Source organism: Brevibacillus composti (genome assembly GCF_016406105.1).
Classification (GTDB): Bacteria; Bacillota; Bacilli; order Brevibacillales; family Brevibacillaceae; genus Brevibacillus; species Brevibacillus composti.
This window is the reverse complement of sequence record NZ_CP066308.1, coordinates 1873888-1886191: the sequence shown is the minus strand read 5'-3', so window position 1 is coordinate 1886191 and position 12304 is coordinate 1873888. Positions and strand designations below refer to the sequence as shown.

At 53.9% G+C, this 12304-nt stretch carries 10 protein-coding genes; all 10 read right to left on the bottom strand.

The window, feature by feature from the left end; translation table 11 throughout:
* Positions 1–205: 205 nt before the first annotated feature.
* Positions 206–985: a GTP-sensing pleiotropic transcriptional regulator CodY gene (gene codY, locus JD108_RS09800; protein ID WP_198829631.1), complete on the bottom strand. Its 780-nt coding sequence runs from the start codon at positions 983–985 to the stop codon at positions 206–208.
* Positions 986–1039: 54 nt separating this feature from the next.
* Positions 1040–2434: an ATP-dependent protease ATPase subunit HslU gene (gene hslU, locus JD108_RS09795; protein ID WP_323958416.1), complete on the bottom strand. Its 1395-nt coding sequence runs from the start codon at positions 2432–2434 to the stop codon at positions 1040–1042.
* Positions 2435–2448: 14 nt separating this feature from the next.
* Positions 2449–2991 carry an ATP-dependent protease subunit HslV gene (gene hslV, locus JD108_RS09790; RefSeq protein WP_198829630.1) on the bottom strand — a complete coding sequence of 181 codons (543 nt, stop codon included), beginning with the start codon at positions 2989–2991 and terminating at the stop codon, positions 2449–2451.
* Positions 2992–3007: 16 nt separating this feature from the next.
* Positions 3008–3949 carry a tyrosine recombinase XerC gene (gene xerC, locus JD108_RS09785; RefSeq protein WP_198829629.1) on the bottom strand — a complete coding sequence of 314 codons (942 nt, stop codon included), beginning with the start codon at positions 3947–3949 and terminating at the stop codon, positions 3008–3010.
* A gap of 62 nt (positions 3950–4011) precedes the next feature.
* Positions 4012–5328: an FADH(2)-oxidizing methylenetetrahydrofolate--tRNA-(uracil(54)-C(5))-methyltransferase TrmFO gene (trmFO, locus tag JD108_RS09780; RefSeq protein ID WP_198829628.1), complete on the bottom strand. Its 1317-nt coding sequence runs from the start codon at positions 5326–5328 to the stop codon at positions 4012–4014.
* A gap of 19 nt (positions 5329–5347) precedes the next feature.
* Positions 5348–7426: a type I DNA topoisomerase gene (topA, locus tag JD108_RS09775; RefSeq protein ID WP_198829627.1), complete on the bottom strand. Its 2079-nt coding sequence runs from the start codon at positions 7424–7426 to the stop codon at positions 5348–5350.
* Positions 7427–7533: 107 nt separating this feature from the next.
* Entirely contained in the window at positions 7534–8667 is a 1134-nt protein-coding gene (gene dprA, locus JD108_RS09770) for a DNA-processing protein DprA (protein WP_228728367.1), read from the bottom strand.
* 226 nt (positions 8668–8893) lie between these two features.
* Positions 8894–9796, bottom strand: coding sequence for a succinate--CoA ligase subunit alpha (gene sucD / locus JD108_RS09765; protein ID WP_198829626.1), 903 nt, complete (start codon positions 9794–9796; stop codon positions 8894–8896).
* 79 nt (positions 9797–9875) lie between these two features.
* Positions 9876–11036: an ADP-forming succinate--CoA ligase subunit beta gene (sucC, locus tag JD108_RS09760; RefSeq protein ID WP_198829625.1), complete on the bottom strand. Its 1161-nt coding sequence runs from the start codon at positions 11034–11036 to the stop codon at positions 9876–9878.
* 187 nt (positions 11037–11223) lie between these two features.
* Positions 11224–12279 (bottom strand): hypothetical protein, encoded by a 1056-nt coding sequence (locus JD108_RS09755; RefSeq protein WP_198829624.1) that lies wholly within the window; start codon positions 12277–12279, stop codon positions 11224–11226.
* Between the last annotated feature and the right edge of the window lie 25 nt (positions 12280–12304).

The window sequence follows — 12304 nt, the reverse complement described above, 5'->3', positions numbered from 1 at the left end:
ATGCTTACATATATTTGCATTTCCTACTTTTCTTGCGACAAAATTTTTGCGTGTTGACCTTCTATTCTTTCTATTCCGACATTCATCTAGGTACAAATGCCCAGAAAAAAGGGTGCAGCATGGAGAGCTACACCCTTTTTTTCCCCGATTTCACCGAAAGTAAACTTCTTTTTTTCCTTTCCGGTCTTGGCGGTATTCTACTTTTTTATGAACTTTTCAGTTTTTCCAGCTCAGGCAGAAGCTTTTCATTCAGCACTTTAATATAGGTGCCCTTCATACCCAGAGAGCGGGACTCGATTACCCCTGCACTCTCCAGCTTGCGCAGAGCGTTCACAATGACGGAGCGGGTAATGCCTACGCGATCGGCGATCTTAGAGGCTACCAGCAGACCTTCTTTGCCTTCCAGCTCTTCAAAAATATGCTCCACGGCTTCCAGCTCGCTGTAGGAGAGGGAGCCGATCGCCATTTGCACAACAGCCTTGCTGCGCGCTTCTTCCTCGATGGCTTCCGAGCGTTCACGCAAAATTTCCATCCCAACAACTGTCGCCCCTACTTCCGCGAGAACGAGGTCATCGTCGACGAACTGGTTATTGACGCGGCCCAGAATCAGCGTGCCCAAGCGGTCTCCGCCGCCCATGATCGGCACCAGCGTCGTCCAGCCTGTGCGGAATACCTCTTTCATCTCCACAGGGAAAATCGTATATGGGCTGTCTACGTCCAGGTTGGCAGAGGTCTCTTCCACCTTGAGCAGACCGTGGCTGTACTCCTCGGGGAAACGGCGCTCTTCCAGCATTTTGCGAATGCGCTCATTGTCCACCTCTTGATGGATGGCAAATCCAAGCAGTTTGCCTTTGCGGCTCACGACGAAGATATTGGCCTCGATGACATCGCTGAGCACTTGGGCCATCTCGCTAAAGTTGACCGCATGACCTGCTGACTTTTGCAGCAGTCGGTTAATTCTTCTCGTTTTCGACAACAAATCCATTCTGGTTTCCTCCCAGTCAAATTACTTGACCATCGTTATAATCGTTCTTTCCTATTAGAGAATGTATTGGCTCAAATCCTTGTTACCGACGATCGAGCCAAGTTTTTCACGCACGTATTCGGGCGTAATCTGGACGACTTCCAAGTGGATGTCCGGGGCCTCGAACGACAGGTCCTCCAGCAGCTTTTCCAACATGGTGTGAAGTCGCCTTGCACCGATGTTGTCCGTCGACTGGTTTACTTCCGCAGCCAAGCGGGCAATCTCCTGGATGGCTTCGGGCGTAAAATCAACGCGGATTCCTTCGGTCTCGAGAAGTGCGATGTATTGCTTCAGCAAGGCATTTTTCGGCTCGGTCAGGATCCGAACAAAGTCCTCTACACGCAAGCTGGTCAGCTCCACCCGGATCGGGAATCGACCTTGCAGCTCCGGGATCAAGTCGGATGGCTTGGCGATATGGAACGCTCCCGCAGCAATGAACAAAATATAGTCAGTCTTCACTGGCCCGTACTTCGTCATCACCGTCGAGCCTTCGACGATCGGCAGGATGTCTCTCTGCACCCCTTCGCGGGATACATCCGGTCCCCTGCCGTCTTTGCCGGCAATCTTGTCGATTTCATCGATAAAGATAATGCCGTGATTTTCCGCGCGACGGATCGACTCCTGCGTCACTTCATCCATATCCACCAGTTTTTGCGCTTCCTGCCCGATTAATACCTTGCGCGCATCTTTTATTCGCAATTTTCTCTTCTTCGTTCGTTTTGGCAGAAGATTTCCGAGCATGTCCTGCATTTGCATTCCCATTTGCTCGGTCCCCGGCACCTGGAACATGTCAAACATCGATGGCGCTTGATCCTCCACATCGATCTCGATCATCTGCTCCTCCAATTGACCGGCAGCCAGCTGCCAGGCCACTTGACGGCGCTGCTGCTCGAGAGAGACGTCATCCGGCTCCGGGGTGTTCTGCTGCTGCTGTTGACCGCCAAACAGCATCTCGAGCGGGTTTTTGAAGGAGTGCTGCTGCTTTTTGGACGGTACGAGAATCTGTACGATGGCTTCGTTGGCCAATTTTTCGGCCTTTTCCTTCACAGCCTCCATCTTTTCCTGCTTGACCGTGCGGATCGCCGCCTCGATGAGATCGCGGACCATCGACTCCACGTCGCGTCCGACATAGCCCACTTCGGTGAACTTGGTCGCCTCCACTTTGATGAACGGGGCACCTGTCAACTTGGCGATTCGGCGAGCGATCTCCGTTTTCCCCACACCGGTCGGACCGATCATGAGGATATTTTTCGGGATCACATCTTCTCTGATCTGCTCCGGCAGCCGTTCGCGGCGGTAGCGGTTTCTCAGAGCGACGGCGATCGCCTTCTTCGCTTGACCTTGCCCGACGATGTATTTATCCAGATGTTCGACAATCGCACGCGGGGTTAGTTGTTCAAGGTTCAACACCAGGAGTCCTCCCTTCACTTCATCTCATCGACGACCAGATTGTCATTGGTGAATACGCATATCTCTGCGGCTGTTCGCAAGGAGGCTTCGGCAATCTCTCTGGCGCTCAAGTGGGGCGCGTACCGCTTTAACGCCCTGCCGGCAGCCAGCGCAAAGCTCCCGCCGGAGCCAATTGCGAGGATTCCGTCATCAGGCTCGATGATTTCCCCGTTGCCGGAAATCAAAAGCAAGTGGTTCTTGTTGCAGACGATCATCATCGCTTCCAGTCGGCGCAGAATCTTATCCATCCGCCATTCCTTGGCCAGCTCAACGGCTGCCCGCTGCAAGTTGCCGTGGTATTCTTCCAGCTTTCCTTCGAACTTTTCAAACAGGGTGATCGCGTCGGCCACTGATCCGGCGAAACCGGCCAGCACCTCACCGCGATAGAGTCGTCTTACTTTTTTCGCACCGTGCTTCATTACCATGCTGTTGCCGAACGTGACTTGTCCGTCGCCAGCCATGGCCGCTTCCCCATTGTGATGAATGGCAAAAATCGTTGTTGCGTGAAACTGTCCCATTTCAGATTCCTCCCGCTTATGTACTACCGGCCGATCCTGGACGGGACTGACCCGCGCGCGGATGGGCTGCGTCGTAGACGTGGCGCAACCTCTCCTTCGTCACATGTGTGTACACTTGGGTAGTCGAGATATTGACGTGACCGAGCAATTCCTGCACTGTGCGCAAATCTGCCCCCCCGTTTAGCATATGGGTAGCAAATGTGTGGCGGAACGTATGCGGGGAGACACGAAGATTGAGTGCATGTGTTTCCACGTATTTGTCCACAATGCGGCGGACACTCCGATCAGAGAGCGGTTCCCCGCGATAATTGAGCAGCAGATACCCATGGTCTTGTTTGTCGGCCAAAAGCTGTTTTCTTCCATATTCTAGGTATTGCCGAAGAACGTCGCAGGCATAACTGCCGACGGGAACATATCTCTCCTTTGCCCCTTTGCCGTAGACAAGCGCGACCCCCAAGCTGATGTTTACTGCATCCATTTTTAGTGTTACCAGCTCCGACACGCGAATCCCACTTGCATATAGAAGCTCAAAGATGAGCAAATCCCGCATGCCAAGTGGGGTCGTAGTGTCAGGCAGGTCAAAAAACGACTGGATTTCGTATGGGTACAAAAAGGAGGGCAGTTTTTTCTCCAGTTTGGGTGTCGATACCATTTGAAACGGATTCTGCGTCAAATGACCTTCTCTCACCAGATAGCGAAACAAGCTGCGCAAACTGGACAGCTTGCGGGCGATGCTGCGCCGAGATAAGCCTTTCTTTGCCAGATGCGCGAGAAAGGAACGGCCATGCAAATAAGAAACAGCAGCAAATACAGGGATTTGGTGCTGTTCCATAAAGGCGACGAATTCGCTGATATCTGCCACGTAAAGCTTCACCGTCAGAGAAGAGGCATTTTTTTCAATGCGCAAATACTGGATGAACGACTCAATTTCATTGGATATTTTTTGCTCATTGTCCATCTCACACGCACCCTCCTCGAAGGCACCTATATAGTAACATAGGAAAAAATCAGATATCAACCTTAATTGTGTCTTTTTTGTGTAAAATTCTGAATTGTGTCTAGCGCCCGCTCAGCCAGTTTTTCGTTCTTCTCCCGCTTGTTGCGAATGCGCTTGCCCAGCTCGGGAACGAGCCCGAAATTGGCGTTCATCGGCTGAAAGTTGTTCGGGTCCGTCGTCGTGATATAACGGGCCATGCTGCCCATAATCGTCTCCGGCGGCAGGACGAGAAGCTCCTCTCCTTTTGCCAGCCGAGCCGCATTCAGACCAGCAAGCAAACCGGAAGCCGCCGACTCCACGTAGCCTTCCACACCTGTCATCTGTCCCGCGAAGAAGAGGCTGTCGCGATCCTTGTATTGATAGGTCGGACGAAGCAGCTTAGGCGAGCTGATGAAGGTGTTGCGGTGCATCACGCCATAGCGGATGATTTCGCAATTCTCCAGACCCGGGATCATCGAAAAGACGCGCTTTTGCTCAGGCCACTTGAGATGGGTCTGAAAACCGACGAGGTTGTACAGCGTAGCGGCGCTGTTGTCCTGCCGAAGCTGGACGACGGCAAAGGGCTGCTTGCCCGTGCGCGGATCGATCAGACCCACCGGTTTCAAGGGACCGAACAGCATCGTCTGACGGCCACGCTTGGCCATCACTTCGATAGGCATGCAGCCTTCAAAAAAGATTTCTTTCTCAAATTCCTTTAGCGGAACCGCCTCTGCCTCGATCAGCGCATCGTAAAAGCGGTTAAACTCTTCTTCGGTCATCGGGCAATTGAGGTAGGCCGCTTCCCCTTTGTCGTAGCGCGATGCCACGAAGGCCTTTTCCATGTCGATCGAATCCCGTTCGATGATCGGGGCGGCCGCATCATAAAAGTAGAGATACTCTTCCCCTGTCAGTTCCTTCAGCTTCTCGGAGAGTGCCGGGGACGTGAGCGGTCCGGTCGCGATCACGACGATGCCTTCCGGTATCTCGGTGATTTCTTCGGTCATCACCTCGATCAGCGGGTGGTTTCGCACGGCATCCGTCACGTACTGGGCAAATTCATGCCGGTCTACGGCCAAAGCGCCTCCGGCCGGGACCGCGCACTTGTCGGCAGCCCCGATGATGACCGAGCCAAAAAGGCGCATCTCTTCCTTTAAGACGCCGACCGCATTGGTCAGGGAATTGGCCCGCAGCGAGTTGCTGCATACCAGCTCCGCAAATTTATCGGTATGATGGGCCGGTGTTTGCGTTTTGGGGCGCATTTCGTAGAGCTTGACGCTCACGCCCGATTCGGCAATTTGCCAGGCCGCTTCGCTGCCTGCAAGCCCGGCGCCGACCACGGTTACATATGGTTGTGTTGTCATGCTGTTATCCTCCACGTCCTCAGGAATCGGCTTCTTCCTGGTAATCGCATTTGGTGCATACGACGCTGACGCCTTGTTTCTTCCGTTTTTTCTCGACCAACAGGCTGCTGCATTTGGGGCATGGCCGGGCGATCGGCTTATCCCAGGATACGAAATCGCATTCCGGATAGCGGTTGCAGCCGTAGAAAATGCGGCTCTTCTTTGATTTACGTTCGACGATCATTCCGGTTTCACAGCTCGGGCACTTTACGCCGATATCTTTGACGATCGGCTTGGTATTGCGGCAGTCCGGAAAGCCGGAGCAGGCCAAAAACTTGCCGAAGCGGCCGAGCTTGTAGACCATGACGCTGCCGCACAGCTCGCAGGACTCATCGGATTCCTCGTCCTTCAGCTCCACTTCTTCCATCTGCTCTTCCGCAACTGCGACCCGCTTGGCGAAGCCCTGGTAAAATTGGTCGAGCACCTTAACCCAATCCGCCACACCTTCCTCGACGCCGTCCAGGTCCGACTCCATGTGGGCGGTGAATTCGACATCGAGAATCTCCGGGAAGAACTCTTCGATCAGGCTGATGACGATTTCTCCCAGCTCGGTCGGGACGAATCGCTTTTCCTCCAGCGCGACATAGCCGCGCTTCTGCACCGTCTCCAGGGTAGGGGCATAGGTCGACGGACGGCCGATCCCTTTTTCCTCCAGCGTCTTAATCAGTCTGGCCTCGGAATAGCGCGGAGGCGGCTGCGTAAAGTGCTGCGCCGGTTCGATTTTTTCGACGCCGAGGGTCTCGCCTTCCTCGATGGGCGGCAAGAAGGATTCCTCTTCTTTATTGTCGTCGCTTCCTTCTATATATACCTTCATAAATCCAGGGAATTTGACTTTGGAGCCGGTCGCGCGGAATGTGACTCCGTTGATATCGATATCCACGCTCATGGTATCCAGCACAGCGGAAGCCATCTGGCTTGCGAGGAAGCGCTCCCAGATGAGCCGGTAGAGGCGGAGCTGATCCCGGCTGAGCACTTCTTTGAGCTGGTCGGGAGAGCGCATGACAGAGGTGGGACGAATCGCCTCGTGCGCATCTTGGGCATTTTCGTTTTTTGCCGCCGTGCGCGGCTCTGTCAGCAGATAGTCTTTTCCGAAGTGCTCCTGGATGTATTCTTTTGCTTCGTTTTGGGCAGTGACGGAGACGCGGGTCGAGTCGGTACGCATGTAGGTGATCAGACCGACCGTGCCTTCTTTGTTGCCCAGATCAATCCCTTCGTACAGTTCCTGAGCGATACGCATCGTCTTGGAAGTGCGGAAGTTGAGCTTGCGCGCCGCTTCCTGTTGAAGCGAGCTGGTAATGAAGGGCGGCGCCGGATTCCGTTTTCGCTCCCTCTTCGTTACCTTTTGCACGACATGCGGATGTTTGCCCATTTTCTCCAGGATTTCTTTTACATCGGCTTCGGATTTCAGCTCTCGTTTTTCGTCGCCGATGCCGAAAAACTTCGCCTCGAATGTTTTGCCGTTGCTCATCAGCAGGCTGCTGATCGTCCAATACTCTTCGGGGATAAACTGCTGGATTTCGCGCTCCCGGTCGATGATCATTTTCACCGTCACGGATTGAACGCGGCCTGCACTGAGACCTTTGCGAACCTTTTTCCACAGGATCGGGCTGATATTGTAGCCGACCAGACGGTCCAGAATTCTCCTCGCCTGCTGGGCATTGACCAGATCCATATTGATATGGCGCGGATGCTTGAAGGCTTCTTTAATCGCATCCTTGGTGATTTCGTTGAATACCACGCGAAGCGGCTGGTTCAGATCAAGACCCAGATACTGCGCCAGATGCCAGGCAATCGCTTCTCCCTCGCGATCCGGGTCCGCCGCCAGATAGACTTTCTTCACTTTTTTCGCGGCATCCTTCAGGGATTTGAGGACATCCCCCTTGCCTCGAATCGTTATGTATTTCGGTTGGAATTGTTGCGATACGTCAACGCCCATCTGGCTTTTCGGGAGGTCCCGCACATGGCCCATGGACGCCTTTACTATATATTTGCTTCCCAGGTATTTTCCAATCGTCTTTGCTTTCGCCGGGGATTCAACAATCACTAGCGTGTCAGCCATTTTTTTCCTCCCCTTTCTGTTAGGAATCCTCCCTATTATTAAATATGCTTATCCGATTTGTCAAACACTAGCGGGCATTGATCCTGCACGGCTGTGAGAAAAGGAGACTATCGTCTTACATAATATCCTCCCGGCAGACTGGCAATCACCTGTTTGCTTTCGAGCTTCAGCAGCGTGCGATAAAGGTGAAACGGCGTCCCTCTCTCGGCAAGCCGCTCATGGAGCTCATCCACATGGACGGGTTCATGGGTGAGCTGGGACAGCAGCTGCTGCTCCTCTTCCTCCAGAGGCATCTGACGCGGAGCCGCGGGACTGCGCTCCCTGCGACCTTCGTCGCGAGCCAGAAGCATCGACAATTCGTCCAGCACATCCGCTATGCCTGTTACTAGCTTTGCACCTTGTTTGATCAAGTTATGCGGCCCTGCGCTCACTTCTGAAAAAATCGGACCGGGTACGGCAAACACCTCCCGCCCCTGTTCGAGCGCGCAATCGGCGGTAACCAAAGAGCCGCTCCGCTCTGCCGCTTCCACGACCAGCACGCCCAGAGCCAGTCCGCTGATAATGCGATTTCGCTCCGGAAAAAGACCGGGGATCGGCGCCACGCCCGGAGGATGTTCGGACAGCAGCAGGCCTTCTCTCTCTACCTCCTGGAACAAAGAGCGGTGCATGGGGGGATAGACGACATCGATGCCGCACCCGAGGACTCCTATCGTGGCACCGCCTGCCCGCAAGGCCGTCCGATGAGCATCCGCATCGATCCCGTACGCAAGGCCGGAGACGATGACGACGCCGGCCTCGCAGAGCTGCTTGACCAGCTGCGTACAGGCCGCGCGCCCGTAGGAGGTAGGTCTTCTCGAGCCGACAACTCCGATGCCGGGTCGCCCGGCCAAACCCCAGTCTCCTTTGTAAAAGAGGGCGAGCGGAGGGTCGGGAATCGCCTGGAGCAGAGGCGGAAATCCAGCTTCCCAGCAGCCGATCACGCCGATGCCTGCTTGCTGCAGCTGTCCGAGGAGCGCTGCAGCGCGCTCTTCGCCGAGGCACGCATTGCCCCGCGTGATCACTGCTGCGGGCAGCGCGCTTTCTGCAGCGACATGGCGCCACTCTCTGCCCACCACCGCAAACGAACCGTATGCATGATAAAGCTCGCGCAGCTTTTTTCTCCCCAGCCCCGGCACACCGAGCAGCGCACAGTACCAGCCCAGTTCTTCCCGTTCTCTATCCGTTCGCTTCGTCATCATCATCAGGACTCCTCCCCCTCTGTTCATCTGCATGTATTGTAGCGAGAGACAGAGCGGGGCACTAGAAAACTTGGCCGCGCTGGTGATCGCGATGGTTACCGCGGCTGTTGTCGCAATTTTAACCGCGTTTTTTGTCACACCGTTCTTTCGACAGGAACAGAAAAGCAAAAAGAAGGGGCTGGCCACAGCCTGTCCCTTCTTTTTAAAAAGGCGTTGTATTCGCTTTTGCTTACTTGCTCATGACTTTCTCGAGCAAGCCGCGCTCTTTCAGCACTTCAACCAGTGTTTCTCCAATGACCGCCGGCGTTTTTGCTACGCGAACGCCGCATTCTTCCAGCTTGGCAATTTTCTCGGCAGCCGTTCCTTTTCCGCCGGAGATAATGGCACCAGCGTGGCCCATCCGCTTTCCTGGAGGAGCAGTTTGACCGCCGATGAAGCCGATCACCGGTTTTTTCATGTTCGCCTTGATCCACTCGGCCGCTTCTTCTTCAGCGGTACCGCCGATTTCACCGATCATGATGACGGCTTCTGTATCCGGGTCTTCGTTGAACATCTCCAGCACGTCGATAAACTCCATGCCTTTTACCGGGTCTCCCCCGATACCGACAGCCGTGGATTGGCCGATGCCGCGAGTCGTGGTTTGGTGAACCGCTTCATAGGTCAAGGTACCGGAGCGGGACACGATGCCCACTTTTCCTGGCATGTGGATGTAGCCAGGCATGATGCCGATTTTGCACTCGCCCGGAGTGATGACGCCTGGGCAGTTCGGACCGATCAGACGGGTCTTTTTGCCTTCCATGTAGCGTTTTACTTTCACCATGTCGAGTACCGGAATTCCTTCGGTGATGCAGATAACGAGATCCAGTTCCGCATCAACGGATTCCATGATCGCGTCAGCAGCGAATGCAGCCGGTACGTAGATCACGGAAACGGTGGCGCCTGTTTTGTCCACGGCTTCTTTCACGGTGTTAAATACCGGAATGCCGTCTACCTCCATGCCGCCTTTGCCCGGGTTAACCCCGCCGACCATTTTCGTGCCGTACTCCACTGCTCCTTGAGCATGGAAACGACCTGTAGCACCAGTAATGTTTACGGTAATGACTTTTGTGTCTTTATTCACGAGAATGCTCATCGCGTATAGTTCCCACCTTTTTCATCACGTTAGATACCGCTCGAAAATCTCTTCGAACCCTTACGCCAGGAATCGTTTGTTATTTTACCAACGCTACGATCTTCTGAGCGCCATCTGCCATCGATTCGGCAGCGACGATGTTTAGACCGGATTCGTTCAGGATCTTTTTACCCAATTCTACGTTGGTACCTTCCAGACGAACAACCAGAGGACGATCCAGCTTCACTTGTTTGGCAGCGCCCACCACGCCGTTTGCGATGATGTCGCACTTCATGATGCCGCCAAAAATGTTGACGAAGATGCCCTTTACTTTCGGGTCTTTCAGGATAATTTTGAAGGCTTCCGTTACTTTCTCTTCGGTCGCACCGCCGCCAACATCGAGGAAGTTCGCCGGTTCGCCGCCGTAGAATTTCACGATGTCCATGGTCGCCATCGCCAGACCCGCACCGTTTACCATGCAGCCGATATTTCCATCCAGCGCGATGTAGGAGAGGTCAAATTTGGAAGCTTCGATTTCCTTTTCATCTTCTTCGTCCAGGTCGCGGAGTTCCTGAATGTCAGGGTGACGGAACAGCGCATTGCTGTCGAAGTTCAGCTTGGCATCCAGTGCCATCACTTCTCCGTCTCCGGTGACGACCAGCGGGTTAATTTCAGCGATGGAGCAATCCTTGTCCACAAATGCCTGGTAGAGGCCCATCATGAATTTGACAGCCTTGTTCACCAGTTCATTCGGAATGTTAATGGCATAAGCCAGTTTGCGCGCTTGGAAAGCAGTCAGACCTGTAACCGGGTCGATTACTTCTTTGATGATTTTCTCAGGAGAATGTGCGGCTACCTCTTCGATTTCGGTACCGCCTTCTTCGGATGCCATCATCACGACGCGGCCGGTCGCACGGTCTACAACAAGCCCCACGTAGTATTCTTTCTTGATGTCGCAGCCTTGTTCAATCAGCAGGCGCTTTACTTCTTTTCCTTCTGGGCCTGTTTGGTGGGTCACCAGAACTTTTCCGAGGATCTCTTGGGCGTATGTACGTACCTCGTCGAGGTTTTTCGCAACTTTTACACCGCCAGCCTTACCGCGGCCGCCTGCGTGAATTTGCGCTTTTACGACAACGACCTGGGTGCCCAGTTCTTTTGCCGCTTCCACTGCTTCGTCCACAGTGAAGGCAACGCGTCCCTCAGGAACTTTCACACCATACTGTTTAAGTATCTGTTTGCCTTGATACTCATGAATGTTCATTCTCCATCCTCCTATGGCAGATAAAGATCAGCAGTTCCCCCGCCCAAACCTTTTTTGCGCATGAGAAAACTGCCACAATCAGTGCAACATGACTATTCTACGACAAAAATCGCAAAAGTGGTAGTGTCATGATTGTTTTCTTCACTGTTATCGTGGCCATAAAAGGGGTGGAACATGAAAATCCAGCTTATTTTTTTGTGCCGAGCAAGCGCAAAATTTTTTCTTCAAGCTGATCTTGCGCAAACCACTTGCCTTGGTATCGAAAATGACGGTCGTACAAGTATACCGTATGGAGGGCCTCTCCCACCGCAAAAGAAAGCTGGTACTTTTCCTGCCCCGGATTTTTCGGCTCCTGATCCAGCTCGATGCTGTTTTGCAGGAGGCGGACGCTCTGATGAGCCATGCCTTGCTCCACCGTCGTTTCTGTCGGTTTTTGTTCGATCGCTCCCTGCTGCTGGTCTCCCGTGCCAATCAGGCGGATGGCGCTCGCTTGAAAGAGCTGCTGAAACGCACGATCCGTCATTTTTCGCGGCGGCATCCACTGGGTAAAGTTCGAGAAGAGCGCTCCTGGCACGCGGTAGTACTGCGTCTCCCGACCGAACGGAATGGCGATCAAGGTCGGCGTGAGCAAAGTGGCCTCCAGCATCCTTTCACCTGTATCCACGCGCATCTGGTAATAGGGATAGAGCGGGTACTGTTGCCAATTCTTTTCCATCAACGGTTCGGCAGCCAAAAAAGCCTCCTGGAAAACAGCGGTCTGCTCTTTGTCCAGGGTGATCGTCTGGTTCAAATCGACGGCGGAGAGCACCACGGAACGATAGGAGCCGGACAACAGCCCCGCCCCTGCCAGGCGGTGAATCCACTGGTAAAACCTGACCGCGCCTTGGCCTCTGTAGGTATCTCCCCCGAACTGGCTGGCCTGCTCGCCGATCTCAACTACCAGCGGTGCCAGCTTGGCCCGGTAGAGAACCAGCGTGTATCTGATGTCGTCTTGCGCGAGCGGCTGATCTGACTTTTGCAGGTCTTTCCCCTGCTCCGGCAGTTCTTTCAGAAAGGCGGTCAGCTCCAGCGGGACTTCCACGCCGTCGGTAGACAGGACGGTAATTCTCTCAATGGCTCCGAGTTCTTCATCGATCCGCTTTTTCATGTCAGCGGGTTGTCCCTGAATATTTTCCGCACACCCAGTCAAGATCAGACTGGCCATTAACAATGGAAACAGATACTTACCCAGTATCGCTTTCATGCAGGTACCTCCCCATCGCGTTCGC

Bases quoted from the DNA above. Each gene is read 5' to 3' on its own strand.
- codY (WP_198829631.1), bottom strand. From the start codon at position 985: ATGGATTTGTTGTCGAAAACGAGAAGAATTAACCGACTGCTGCAAAAG.
- hslV (WP_198829630.1), bottom strand. From the start codon at position 2,991: ATGGGACAGTTTCACGCAACAACGATTTTTGCCATTCATCACAATGGG.
- xerC (WP_198829629.1), bottom strand. From the start codon at position 3,949: ATGGACAATGAGCAAAAAATATCCAATGAAATTGAGTCGTTCATCCAG.
- trmFO (WP_198829628.1), bottom strand. From the start codon at position 5,328: ATGACAACACAACCATATGTAACCGTGGTCGGCGCCGGGCTTGCAGGC.
- topA (WP_198829627.1), bottom strand. From the start codon at position 7,426: ATGGCTGACACGCTAGTGATTGTTGAATCCCCGGCGAAAGCAAAGACG.
- dprA (WP_228728367.1), bottom strand. From the start codon at position 8,667: ATGATGATGACGAAGCGAACGGATAGAGAACGGGAAGAACTGGGCTGG.
- sucD (WP_198829626.1), bottom strand. From the start codon at position 9,796: ATGAGCATTCTCGTGAATAAAGACACAAAAGTCATTACCGTAAACATT.
- sucC (WP_198829625.1), bottom strand. From the start codon at position 11,036: ATGAACATTCATGAGTATCAAGGCAAACAGATACTTAAACAGTATGGT.
- JD108_RS09755 (WP_198829624.1), bottom strand. From the start codon at position 12,279: ATGAAAGCGATACTGGGTAAGTATCTGTTTCCATTGTTAATGGCCAGT.